Below are 11,756 nucleotides of genomic sequence, written 5' to 3'. Positions count from 1 at the left end.
CGAGGCGCCTATTTCAGCTCGAGCGTCACGGGGGCGCGTTGTTCGCTGCGCTCGGGCGACAAATCGCCGACATAGGCGAATCCGATGAAGCCGATGAGGCCGAGAAGGATGAGGACGGCCAGAAGCCGGAAAAGGAATTTGCGCAAAGTTCACTGCCTCCGTTGCGCCGGGACCCGCCGGTCGGACTGTTGTCGTCCGTGATTTTCCGCCGGTCCCGGGTTTTCTCGGTTTTATATATGGCATTTTTCGCAAGATCACGCCATTGAGGGGGCGAAATTTTCATCGGCGGGAAATTGCCGCCCATGTGAGGGCGACGAAGGGGTGAGTGCGTGACGGGGTTGAGAAAGACCGTGGCCCTTGTGGGCATGATGGGGGCGGGAAAGACGGCGGTGGGCAAGGTGCTTGCCACACGGCTTGGCGTGCCCTTTCTCGATTCGGATCAGGAGATCGAAAAAGCTGCCGACCGCAGCATCGCGGAGATTTTCACCCGCGATGGCGAGGCGTTCTTTCGGGCGCGAGAGACCGAGGTGATCGGGCGCCTGCTGGACACCGAGCGCGGTATCCTGTCGACCGGCGGCGGTGCGTTTCTCTCCGAGATCAACCGTGCGACGATCGCCGAGAAGGGCATCGCGGTCTGGCTCAAGGCCGATCTCGACCTGTTGTGGAGCCGGGTGAAACACAAGAACACGCGGCCGCTTCTGCGTACCGCGAATCCCTATGAGACCCTGCGCGAGCTGGTGGCGGCGCGCACGCCGTCTTACGAGATGGCGGGGATCGTGGTCGAATCCGAACCGGGCCTGTCGATCGAGGCCATGGCCGACAAGGTGATCGACGCGCTCAAGGCCCATGGTGGAATTCTGGAGGACAATCAATGAGCTACCAAACCGTTCACGTGCCTTTGGGGGATCGCGCCTATGATGTGCGGATCGGTGAGGGATTGGTGGCCGAGGCGGGGGCGCATATCGCGCCTCTGTTGGGCAAGAAGAAAAAGGTTTTCGTGCTGACCGACGAGACCGTCGCGGGGCTGCATCTTGAGGCCCTGCGTGCGGGGCTTGCGAGCGCGGGCATCGACATGGTGGCTCTGGCGCTTCCGGCGGGCGAGAGCACCAAGGGCTGGCCGCAGTTCACCCGCGCGGTGGAATGGCTTTTGGCCGAGAAATGCGAACGCCGCGACATCGTGGTGGCCTTTGGCGGCGGTGTGATCGGCGATCTGGCGGGGTTCGCCGCCTCGGTCCTGCGCCGGGGCGTGCGCTTCGTGCAGATCCCGACGACGCTTCTGGCGCAGGTCGACAGCTCTGTCGGTGGCAAGACCGGAATCAACGCGCCGCAGGGCAAGAACCTGATCGGCGCCTTCCATCAGCCCTCTCTGGTGCTCGCCGATATTGCCATCCTCGGCACGCTGACCGAACGTGATTTCCTCGCGGGCTACGGCGAGGTGCAGAAATACGGGCTTCTGGGCGACGAGGGCTTTTTCGAATGGCTGGAGGCGAACGGACCGAAACTGGCGGCGGGCGATCTGGGACTGCGGGCCGAGGCGGTGCGGCACTCGGTGCAGATGAAGGCCGATATTGTCGTGCGCGACGAGACGGAGCAGGGCGACCGGGCGTTGTTGAACCTCGGGCATACCTTCTGCCATGCGCTGGAAGCGGCGACGGGCTATTCCGACCGGCTTTTGCATGGCGAGGGCGTGGCCATCGGCTGCGCGCTGGCGTTCGAGCTGTCCGCGCGTCTCGGCCTGTGTTCGCAGGAAGCGCCGAGCCGGGTGCGCGAGCACCTCAAGGCCATGGGCATGAAATGCGATCTCAAGGACATCCCCGGCGATCTGCCCTCGGCGGAGGCGCTTGTCGATCTGATGGCGCAGGACAAGAAGGTGCTCGACGGTCAGCTTCGCTTCATCCTCGCGCGGGGCATCGGATCGGCCTTCGTGACAGCGGATGTGCCGCGTGAGGCGGTGCTCGCGGTGTTGCGCGACGGTCTCTGAAAACGACAAATAATCTTTGCCGTTTGAACCAGCCCCTATGGGAGGGGCTGGAAAAAAGGTTCATACTTCGAAAATAACTTGTCCCGACGTCTCGGGCGAATCCGATGCGGGTTCGAACATAGATTGATGAATTGTCACCCCTGAACACATGGGGAAAGGTTATGAATGGCATAGGTCGTTACCGGCGGAGATTTCAGGTGCCCACCGTTCTGGGAAGCCCTGTGATCGCGAAATTCATGGCGGCTGTGGCCATCATGGTGCTTCCGATCGCGATCGTGCGCTATATCGTGCTGGGTGAGTATATTCTGTCGGTCTACTATACCGTCATTGTCGCGCTGATTGCCGCCGATCTCTGGTGCTATCTGAAATGGCACAAGGTGCCGATCAATCCAACGGTGCTCCTGATTGCCGTCGAGTTCGGTGCGTTTGAGCTGATCGCGCATCATGGCGCTTCCGCGGCGTTCTGGCTGTTCCCGATCACCGTGGCGGGCTTTTTCTATTCCTCGCTGGGCGTGGCGCAGGTGATCGGTTCGATCATGACCCTGATTGGTGGTGTCCTGGTGTACCGTGCGACCGGGGATTTCTGGTTCGCCTTCCGTTTCGTGCTCGCGCTTGGCACCGTGATCGTGTTCCTGCGCTTCATGCTGAAGACCATGCGGCGGCTCGAGAACGAGCTGGGCGATGCGGTGGAGCGCGATGCGCTGACCGGGTGCCGCAACCGCCGCTCCTTCATGCGCCGCCTCGAAGAGGGCCGCTTCGGCGCCGGACCGGGCAGCCTGATGTTCATCGACATCGACCATTTCAAGCAGGTCAACGACAGCTATGGCCATGTGGTCGGCGATCAGGTGCTGTGCATGATGGTCGAGGGCATGAGCGAAGTGCTGCGGCAACAGGAATATCTCTATCGCATGGGAGGCGAGGAATTCGCCGTGCTGCTGCCCAATGTCCCGGTCGAACTGGCCGTGCGGGTGGGCGAGCGTCTGCGGCGCCATCTGGCGGAAAAGGAACTGCCGAAAGGCATCCGGCTGACCATTTCGGTCGGGGTCGAGAGCTATTCCACCCCGGACGAGATCGAACAGACGCTGAATCGTGCCGACGCCAACCTCTACCGGGCGAAACAGGCCGGGCGCAACACGGTGATGCACCCGGGCTCCGTCGGCGGCTGAACGGGGCTCAGCCGCGCACCACCAGAAGATCGCTCTGCGGATCGCGGATCTGCTCTTCGGTGAAACCGCCGAGCAGGCTGGGCGAGAGCGGCATGCGGCCATGGGCCCCCAGCGCGAAAAGATCGGCACCGCTCTGCGTCATAGCCGCGGCATGAGCGTCATGCACGCTGGCCGGGGTCACCTCGGGCTTCGGCAGGCCCGCAGGGATCGCGGCGCTGTCCCACCAGCCGTCGAGCCGGGCCCTGGCATCCTTGACGAAGGGGGCGAGCTGTTTCTCGCTGGCGTCTCGGGCAATCATGCCCTGATAGGGGACATGTACGGCGTGGAAGGTGGCGACCTTGGCCTTGGGCGCGAGGCTCAGCGCGGTGCGCCCGGCGGCGAGGCAGGAGGGCGACAGGTCGATGCCGCAGAGCACGGATGTGTACGGCCCGGTCACCGGCCCCTGCACGAGAAGCACCGGGCGATGCAGCGCACGCACCAGCCGTTCCATCGTGGTGCCGGAGAACATGTCCCAGAACGGGCGCGGTTTGTGCACGCCCAGCACCACCAGATCGACGTCGAGCGCCTCGGCCATCTCCGCGATGGTCAGCACCGGATCGCCGGTCTCGACCACGATTTCGGTGCTCTCGGGCGCATGTTCGGATTGCGCGACGGCACCGAGCACCTCCCCGGCAGTCTGGCGCATGCGGGCGACGACCGTGGCGGGCAGGTCCTCGTCGACGACATGCATGAGGATGATCTTGCCACCGTGTTCCTGTGCGAGTTGGACGGCGCGTTCCACGGCCCGGTCCGAACGGGACGACAGGTCGCTTGCGACGAGAATGCGGTTGATCATGATCTCCTCCTGATGTGTTGCGGACCCCGTCTCCTCTGCGGGGACCCTCTATATATAGGGTGGCCCCGGCAATTTTTGAGGGGAGGGAGGCGAGATGTCGCGGGACGGCGGCATCATGCAAAAGTGGGGGCAATCTGGCTTAACATCTCGAAAGCACTGCCTATATTAGGCGCATGAATCCAAAGCTTTCCCATTTGAGCGAAGATCAATTTCAGGATCTCCTGAGGCGATATTACGACCCTGAGAAACCCGAAACCGTCGCGCAGTTGATCTCCGCTTTTTCTCTTGATGTGATCCCGTCACGTTTTCATACCCTGTTGCCGCCGGTCATTCTGTCCGACACCTGCCCTTATTGCGAGGACATCCATCTGCAACGAAAGCCACGCACGCGTGCCGGCTATGGCGGGCAGGAGGCTTTTTGCCCGAATTGCGGGCATCGCGATGTGCCCTATTGTGCCTGTCCGAACTGTCGCGCCCGGGCTGCGGAGGCGCGACGACGACAGGAGCAGGCTCAGCGCGATCTGGTCCATAGCTGCTACTCCCTCGCTGAGTGGAGCGTTCCCGAGGTCGATGACTTGTCGTTGCATCTGCGCCTTTGGGCACGGGTGCTGTTTACACATGCGGTTTCAGAAGATCTGCGCCTGGCCTTGCCTTATGCGGCCAGACAATAGCCGTTGAGTCCGCTGTTGCGCCATGTAAACGATATGGTGCGTGCCTTGTTTCACGCCCGGGTGATCGCCCCCGATCCGGACAGTTCACTCTCGGCATTCGACTTCGGCGAGGGGACACCCGAGACGTTTTTCCCTGATCGGGTCGACTGGGCGTTTCTGCCGGGGCTGAGCGGTGGGGAGAAACTGGACTATGTGCGGAAATTGGACCTTTCTCTGGCGCAGGCCGTCGAACATGCGAGAGGAGACGCCGCGGCGCATGACGTGCTGCGGGGGCTCTGGCTGGAGATTGCCTGCCTCGAAGCGCAGGACTTTCTTGCAAAACGACTTGAGGAATATGGCTATCACGACGAAGGGGCCGGCACGAAAACAGTGTCTGTGCTCGAAGATCTCGTGACGCGTTTTTCCCTCGGGGAAGTGTGCCATGTGATCTACATTGCGACACGCAACGCCATGGATTACGCGCATCGGAAGGACCTCGGGCGCGGGCATGCCCTCAACCTTGTGCCGGGTAATCTTGAAATGACCGCCAATAAATATGAGGCGGAGGGGTGGCTCAAAGCCTATGGGCGCAATGCCAGATGTCCGCAATCGACCCTGAGCGCGTATTTTTTCGACAAGATGCTTGGGCTTGGCGAAGAATATTTTTCCATGCGCGCAGTGGATTGGGAGACCGACCGAGAGACGGGGGTGACGGAGGATGGCACGCCTGCCGGGAGGGGGACGTAACGAAAACACCCCGCGCGAGCGGGGTGTCGGTTCGATCTTGCTCCGAGAGGGCTCAGAACGGGATTTCGTCGTCGTCGAGCGAGGGGCGGGCGCCACCTTGCGAGCCACCCCCCGAGGAGCCACCGTAGCCGCCGCCGGAGGAGCCGCCATAGCCCGGATCGTCATAGCCACCGGACGGGCCCTGATCGTAACCGCCGCCGTAGCCGCCGCCACCGCCCATGCCGCCACCTTGACCGCCGCCGCCTTCGCCGCGACCGTCCAGAAGCGTCAGCTCGCCCCGATAGGGGCGCAGTACGACTTCGGTCGTGTAGCGGTCCTGACCCTGCTGGTCCTGCCATTTGCGGGTCTCCAACTGGCCCTCGATATAGACCTTGGAGCCTTTGCGCAGATATTGCTCGGCGATGCGGGCGAGCGGTTCGGAGAAGATCGCCACCGAATGCCATTCGGTGCGTTCGCGGCGCTCGCCGGTGTTGCGGTCTTTCCAGTTTTCCGAGGTGGCGATCCGCAGGTTGCAGACCTTGCCGCCGTTCTGGAAGGTGCGCACTTCCGGGTCGCGCCCGAGATTGCCCACGAGGATGACTTTGTTCACGGACCCGGCCATGCAACTTCTCCCTGAGATTCTAGAGTTGGTCCCCGTTACACCATTGCCGGGGGCAGAGGGGCAAGGGCTAAAATCCGCCTGTAACAGACACTCTGTTTGAAATGCACGGTTTTGTGGCTATAGTACGCGCGTTAGGGAAACGGTGGACGGATTTTACAAGATGGCGACGACGCGGGCGTGGTATGTGTCGGGGCAGGGATTTGCTCTGGCATTGGGTGTGGCGATCTGTGCTTTGCCGGAGGCCGTTTTCGCCGGCGATACGCTGTCGACCAGCAACCGCATGGCGCTGTTTGCTTCCCAGCTCGACGTGCTCGACGGGCGCGCGGCGGAACAATATTCCAACTCCGTGGCCTATCAGCCGGAACGCTTTGGCGCCGACGGTCAGACCCAGCGCTACACCGGTGCCTACAGGGGGCAGTATTTGCCGGTCGCCGAACAGATGGCGCGCAAGCATGGCGTGCCGACCGATCTGTTCCTGCGCCTCGTGCAGCAGGAAAGCGGCTGGAACCCGACGATCCAGTCGCCCAAAGGTGCGACGGGACTGGCGCAGCTCATGCCCGATACGGCGCGGCTTTTGGGCGTGAACATCAACGATCCGCATCAGAACCTCGAAGGCGGGGCGCGCTATCTGCGGATGATGTACAACCGCTTCGGCAACTGGCGTCTGGCGCTTGCGGCCTATAACGCGGGGCCCGAGGCGGTCGACAAATATGACGGTGTGCCGCCCTATCAGGAAACCATGAATTACGTGCGGATCATCTACGGGTCGTAAGCCCGTCGACCGGGGCCGGGAACCATTCGCCCGCCTCAGGGGTTATCCTTTCAACGCAACGCGGTGCGCCTGCATCGCCGTTTGAAAGGATAAGACACATGAAACGTACCGTTCTGTTTGCTCTTCTGACCTCCGCTTCCGTAACCGCGGGGCCGCTTCTGGCCGAACCGCTCGATATTTCCTCCGTCGAGGTCGAGGCCAATCTCGAAGCCGTCGATGCGAACGCGCTCGACCGCTGGCCGGCGATTGCCGAAGACCTGACGCTGGCGATCACCGCCGGTCTGAACGACCGGATGGAAGAGGGCGGCGATTATGACGTCCGGGTCGATGTGACCGAGATTTCCAATCTGGGCGCGACCTATCTGAGCGATGACGGCGAATTCAACCAACTCGAAGGCTGGGTCTATGTCGATGGCCCGGGTTCCGAGGAGCCGTTGAAGAAATTCCACGTCATGCTCAAGGCCGAGGAGCTTGAGGGCTTCAAACCGGTGAATGTCGCCATCGTGCCGCCGGACCGCGCCGCGTTCTACGACGCGCTGGTGATGGCCTTCGCCGATCAGGTGGTGACGGATGTCTCCGAGCTTCAGACCGAGTGGCTTGTGCCAGATCAGGCGGACGACAAGTCGTAAGCCTATACCATGAGGAGAGAAAGGCGGGGTGTTGGCCCCGCCTTTTTAAGTGTGGCGGGGAGGAGAGTTCGGTCTCTGGGTAATGAACGGAACGGACAGGGAAGATTGCAGAGAATGGCTGGCATGAGCCCAACACGCTACACGCTCTTTCGAGTTAAGGGGTGCGTACCAGCGACACAGAACTTGTCTGCTGGTGGGCGCCGTAAATGGTTTGCACGGCAATAATGCGGAACTGCAAGCTCCCTTTCCGAACCGAGAACTTGCCGCGCTCTACCAGCTGAACATCATAGCCTCGCGACGTCAGATACGAAAGTACGCGGGCAATTTGAAAGCCAGAAGATGAACACCCTATACCAAAGTGGTTCTTCTTTCCCTTACTTACAATCTCATTGTGGCGTGAAATATCAATGATCGTTGCACTCATTACAAATAGGGTGTCTTTTCCGAACGCGGCGGGAGAGCTGCCAAAAACCTTTTCATAACGGGCCGTTGTCGCGGAAGGGTTCGAGCTCGTGAAGCCCTGACGTGCCAGAGCTTCGGCTTGCACCAGCTTGCCCTGCAAAGCCCGCTCACATTGAGCCAGTAGAGTATCTTCCGTGGCATTTCGCAGCGGGATGCTCGCCAAGAAGGCTTCTCTACCCGCGTCAGCAGTTTCCTGAAATGGTGCTGTGCAAGCAGCAAGACTAAGCGCAGCACACAAGTAAATAGCTTTTTGAAACAATAAATTAATCCCTCTCATGGCACTCCGTGCCTGTACTATGCAATCTACAGCGTTAATGCACGACTGCCCAGCCGCAATTCGATACCCCAGAATAGTTGCACTTTCAAAGGGTCGCTTTGTCCGCAAAGCAGACCTTCCCACCCACACCAAAGGAGCACAACGCCTTCCCTTAAAAAAGATCACCGCGTTTGCCGGAAGTCCCTCGGCGACAGGCCGGTGTGCTTGTGGAACGCGCGGCTGAAATAGGCCGCAGAGTGAAAGCCGAGTTTTTCGGCAATGGATTTCACCGGCAGGTCGGTTTCGCGCAGCATCCGGCGGGCTTCGAAATGCAGCCGGTCGGCGAGGATTGTCGAAGCCGAGCGACCGCAGGCGATGTTGCAGGCGCGGGTCAGGTGCGTGGGGGTCACGCCGAGGGCTGCGGCGTAATGGCCGACCGAATGGCCTTCGCGCAGCTCGCTTTCCACAAGGGCTGTGAAGGCGGCGGCGAGGCGGCGGGAGGCGTCGGGGGCCATGTCATAATCGGGCATCACCGCCATCTGACGTTCGAGCCAGATAGCGATCATACCGGCCTGAAGTGCCATGGCGCGCTCGCGGCCCGCCTGATGGCCGTCGATCTCGCGTTGCAGGGCCTCGATCATGCCGGTGATCTCGTTTTGCTGATGCACCTCGCGAAAGCGCATGTGCAGCGGCTCCTCGGGCAGGCCGAGGGTGACATCGTCGGGCAGGTGGACGCGGTAGCCCATGACCTGACCGACGGGCTCGAAGCCGTACATGGTGCGGGTCGGCAGGAACAGAAGGTTGTGTGGGCCGAAGCCGCGGGTGACGCCGGAGACGGTGATCCGGCCCTGACCGCGGGTGAACCACAGAAGCGTCGGACTGCGGTGGCTGCGCATCGCCTGCATGCGCCATTTTTCCGCCGTCGAGAGCGTGTTCGAGCCACGCCCCAAAGGCAGCACGCGATAGGCAGGCTGGGCGGGAATCTCGGGAATGTCCGGCGCGCGCAGCTTGCGCTTTTTCGGGGTCTCGGGGAGCGGGGATGCATCCGTCGTGACTTGTTCTGTGACTTTGGACATCTGCCCCAGAGGTGGGGTTTGGAAAATTTTTCTCGAAAAGCTCTCGGGCATGGCGCAGGATCGTGTTCGGTTTGTACAACTGCGCCGACCCTAGCGCTGCGGGGCGGCCTGTCAAAGAAAATCTTGTGTTTTCAATGTGATATGTTTTTTCGATGAAGCGCCCGCTAGCGCTGCTCAGGGCAGCGATATCTTGTGGTAGGCTTTCATGCGCGCCCTAAACCATGTGCGCTGACGTTTGGCATATTGCCGGGTCGCCACGGTCGCCGCCTCTTTTGCCTGCGAAAGCGTCATTTCGCCCAAGAGATGCGCGATGAGTTCCGGCGCGCCGATGGCCTTGGCGGAGGGCAAAGCGGGGTCCCAGGAGGCGAGATTGGCCCGCGCCTCATCCAATGCGCCGTCGCGCAGCATGAGATCGAATCGCCGGGCGATCCGGGCGTTGAGCCAGTCGCGGTCGGCCTCCATCACGATGGGAAAACAGGCGGGCAAGGGCAGGGCGGGCGGCGGCGTGTCGGCCTGCCAGGCGGCAAGACCCCGGCCCGTGGCGCGCAGCACTTCCCAGGCGCGTTGCACCCGCATCGGGTTGAGCCGGTCGATCTTTTGCGCGGTTTCGGGGTCTTCGGCGTCCAATTCCGCCAGAATCCCGGCATGACCGCCCTCGTCGAACCGCCGGGCGTCGGCGCGTGCGCGGATCTCTGCCGGGGTTTCCGGGATCTCGACCAGCCCTTCGGTGAGTGCTGCAAAATAAAGCCCCGTTCCGCCGACGATGATCGGGCGCTCAGGACCGGACAGGTGGGGCGCGATGTCGCGCAGCCAGTGCCCGACGGAATATTGCGCGTCCCCGGCGACGTGACCATACAGCACATGCGGCGCGCGGGCCTCGTCCTCAATCGACGGTCGGGCGGTCAGAACGCGCCAGTTTTGAAACACCTGCAACGCATCGGCGTTGACGATGACGCCGCCCTGGGCCTCGGCGATCCGGAGTGCCAGCGCGGATTTTCCCGAGGCGGTTGGACCGGCGATCAACACCGGCTGGTCGGGCGATATGTCGAAGGGCAGGGTCATGCCTGCGCATGTTTCAGGGCACGATTGCGCTGTCAATGACACTTTGGCCTTGGAGCGGATGTAAGAGTTGTTATGTTATAACAAAATATTCTCATCGGACATGTAAGAGGTCAAAATGGAAACGGCTCTGGGTTTGTATGCCACAATAGCGACGTATCTCGTGGACAACCACGCAAGCGATTGGTGGGCCCCCTACCTTCTGGCCGTTGCCTTCGGTGTACCGTCCTATGCGGTCTCGGTGAGCCCGGAGGAGCGGCGGCCGCAACGCATTCTGGGGTGGCTCATCGGCGGGCCGCTCTTTGTGTCCGGAGGGACGCTCTGGTGTCTTGTCGAAACCGGAACAGAGTTGACGCAGGACGTCATGCTGTTTGGACTCGCGATGAACGCTTTGTTTCTCATGACGAACATGGTGATCTTGATACTGCGCACGGTGCCGCTTTTCGTTGCCGAGCCTGCGGTTCGGTATGCGTTTCGTGTGCAGCCCATCGGTTTCATCATTGTGGTGACATGGTCTCTGGCCATGCTCTCTGTCATCGCCATGTATCTTTCCATCTGAGCCAACCGGGAAGGATGCCGAGGGAAAAACGCGGCGATACAGCGAACTGCGCGAAAAACGTCCATTGAACCTGCCGGGGTTTTCGACCATTTTGGCGGCCATCAACCACATCAAAATACCGGGGACATCTGATGAGCGACGCAGCGCTTGAGGCGGGCCAAGTGCCTGAGGCTGGCCATCCTGCCACGAAATATAAACGTGTGCTTCTGAAAATCTCGGGCGAGGCGCTCATGGGCGATCAGGGCTTCGGCCTGCATCCGCCGACCGTCGAACGCATCGCGAAAGAGGTGAAATCGGTGCACGATCTCGGAGTCGAGATTTGCATGGTGATCGGCGGCGGCAACATCTTCCGCGGGCTTCAGGGCTCCGCACAGGGGATGGAACGGACCACGGCCGATTACATGGGCATGCTCGCCACCGTGATGAACGCGCTTGGTATGCAGGCGGCGCTCGAAGCGCTCGGCATCCACACCCGGGTGATTTCCGCGATCACCATGAACGAGGTGGCCGAGCCTTACATCCGTCGCCGCGCCGTGCGTCACCTCGAGAAGAAGCGGATCTGCATCTTCGCCGCGGGCACCGGCAACCCCTATTTCACCACCGACACGGCGGCGACGCTGCGCGCCAACGAGATGGCCTGTGAGGCGATCTTCATGGGCAAAAACGGGGTGGACGGGGTCTACGACAAGGATCCGAAGACCAACCCGGATGCGAAGCGCTACGATCACGTCAGCTATGACGAGGTGCTGCGCAAGAATCTCAAGGTGATGGACGCTTCGGCAATTGCGCTGGCACGCGACAACAAACTGCCGCTGATCGTCTTCCCGCTCGATGCGCCGGGCGGATTCCGGTCGATCCTGGCGGGCGAAGGCACCTATACATTGGTGAACTGATCCGGCTATAAGCACCGGCGACGCGCCTCTCTTCGGGGAGGCATTCGAGAGATAAGAAGGGGGAACACCC

At 61.5% G+C, this 11,756-nt stretch carries 15 protein-coding genes; 9 read left to right on the top strand and 6 right to left on the bottom strand.

Annotation, left to right across the window (positions count from 1 at the left end):
* Positions 1–8: 8 nt before the first annotated feature.
* On the bottom strand, positions 9–146 hold the full coding sequence (locus CEW89_RS20990; protein ID WP_096804977.1) for a hypothetical protein: 138 nt from the start codon (positions 144–146) through the stop codon (positions 9–11).
* A gap of 183 nt (positions 147–329) precedes the next feature.
* On the opposite strand from CEW89_RS20990, the gene CEW89_RS03955 reads away from it, so the two are divergent.
* From CEW89_RS03955 to CEW89_RS03945, 3 genes are all read left to right on the top strand, one after another.
* A complete protein-coding gene (locus tag CEW89_RS03955; RefSeq protein ID WP_280522630.1) occupies positions 330–875 on the top strand; it encodes a shikimate kinase in 546 nt (181 codons plus the stop codon).
* A complete protein-coding gene (gene aroB / locus CEW89_RS03950) occupies positions 872–1,981 on the top strand; it encodes a 3-dehydroquinate synthase (RefSeq protein ID WP_096804975.1) in 1,110 nt (369 codons plus the stop codon). Before CEW89_RS03955 ends, aroB begins: the two co-directional genes overlap by 4 nt.
* 197 nt (positions 1,982–2,178) lie before the next feature.
* Positions 2,179–3,147 (top strand): GGDEF domain-containing protein, encoded by a 969-nt coding sequence (locus CEW89_RS03945; protein ID WP_157779754.1) that lies wholly within the window; start codon positions 2,179–2,181, stop codon positions 3,145–3,147.
* A 7-nt stretch (positions 3,148–3,154) separates the two neighbouring features.
* Here CEW89_RS03945 and CEW89_RS03940 read toward each other — a convergent pair whose 3' ends face one another.
* Positions 3,155–3,982, bottom strand: a complete 828-nt coding sequence (locus CEW89_RS03940) for a universal stress protein (RefSeq protein ID WP_096804973.1) — start codon at positions 3,980–3,982, stop codon at positions 3,155–3,157.
* A gap of 194 nt (positions 3,983–4,176) precedes the next feature.
* Here CEW89_RS03940 and CEW89_RS20675 point away from each other — a divergent pair, with 194 nt between their 5' ends.
* Together CEW89_RS20675 and CEW89_RS03930 are read left to right on the top strand one after the other, a co-directional pair.
* Positions 4,177–4,653 (top strand): hypothetical protein, encoded by a 477-nt coding sequence (locus tag CEW89_RS20675; RefSeq protein WP_157779753.1) that lies wholly within the window; start codon positions 4,177–4,179, stop codon positions 4,651–4,653.
* A 15-nt stretch (positions 4,654–4,668) separates the two neighbouring features.
* Positions 4,669–5,379, top strand: a complete 711-nt coding sequence (locus tag CEW89_RS03930) for a hypothetical protein (RefSeq protein WP_157779752.1) — start codon at positions 4,669–4,671, stop codon at positions 5,377–5,379.
* 52 nt (positions 5,380–5,431) lie between these two features.
* Here CEW89_RS03930 and ssb read toward each other — a convergent pair whose 3' ends face one another.
* Positions 5,432–5,980, bottom strand: coding sequence for a single-stranded DNA-binding protein (gene ssb, locus CEW89_RS03925; protein WP_096804970.1), 549 nt, complete (start codon positions 5,978–5,980; stop codon positions 5,432–5,434).
* Between the two features lie 160 nt (positions 5,981–6,140).
* On the opposite strand from ssb, the gene CEW89_RS03920 reads away from it, so the two are divergent.
* The gene (locus CEW89_RS03920) at positions 6,141–6,752 is read left to right on the top strand and encodes a lytic transglycosylase domain-containing protein (protein ID WP_096804969.1); all 612 of its coding nucleotides are present in this window, start codon (positions 6,141–6,143) and stop codon (positions 6,750–6,752) included.
* A gap of 98 nt (positions 6,753–6,850) precedes the next feature.
* Positions 6,851–7,381 (top strand): hypothetical protein, encoded by a 531-nt coding sequence (locus CEW89_RS03915; protein WP_096804968.1) that lies wholly within the window; start codon positions 6,851–6,853, stop codon positions 7,379–7,381.
* Positions 7,382–7,535: 154 nt separating this feature from the next.
* On the opposite strand, the gene CEW89_RS03910 is transcribed toward CEW89_RS03915, so the two are convergent.
* The 3 genes from CEW89_RS03910 to miaA all read right to left on the bottom strand — a co-directional run bounded on the left by CEW89_RS03910 (position 7,536) and on the right by miaA (position 10,237).
* A complete protein-coding gene (locus CEW89_RS03910; protein WP_096804967.1) occupies positions 7,536–8,120 on the bottom strand; it encodes a hypothetical protein in 585 nt (194 codons plus the stop codon).
* A gap of 161 nt (positions 8,121–8,281) precedes the next feature.
* Positions 8,282–9,175: a helix-turn-helix domain-containing protein gene (locus CEW89_RS03905; protein ID WP_244906155.1), complete on the bottom strand. Its 894-nt coding sequence runs from the start codon at positions 9,173–9,175 to the stop codon at positions 8,282–8,284.
* 174 nt (positions 9,176–9,349) lie between these two features.
* On the bottom strand, positions 9,350–10,237 hold the full coding sequence (miaA, locus tag CEW89_RS03900) for a tRNA (adenosine(37)-N6)-dimethylallyltransferase MiaA (RefSeq protein WP_096804965.1): 888 nt from the start codon (positions 10,235–10,237) through the stop codon (positions 9,350–9,352).
* Between the two features lie 115 nt (positions 10,238–10,352).
* On the opposite strand from miaA, the gene CEW89_RS03895 reads away from it, so the two are divergent.
* Both CEW89_RS03895 and pyrH read left to right on the top strand, forming a co-directional pair.
* A complete protein-coding gene (locus CEW89_RS03895; protein ID WP_066709634.1) occupies positions 10,353–10,793 on the top strand; it encodes a hypothetical protein in 441 nt (146 codons plus the stop codon).
* 131 nt (positions 10,794–10,924) lie between these two features.
* The gene (pyrH, locus tag CEW89_RS03890) at positions 10,925–11,686 is read left to right on the top strand and encodes a UMP kinase (RefSeq protein WP_066709637.1); all 762 of its coding nucleotides are present in this window, start codon (positions 10,925–10,927) and stop codon (positions 11,684–11,686) included.
* Positions 11,687–11,756: the final 70 nt, after the last annotated feature.

It is taken from the genome of Celeribacter ethanolicus, from assembly GCF_002407265.1.
GTDB lineage: Bacteria > Pseudomonadota > Alphaproteobacteria > Rhodobacterales > Rhodobacteraceae > Celeribacter > Celeribacter ethanolicus.
Note: the sequence above shows the minus strand (reverse complement) of the source record. Positions and strands in the feature narration are given on the sequence as shown.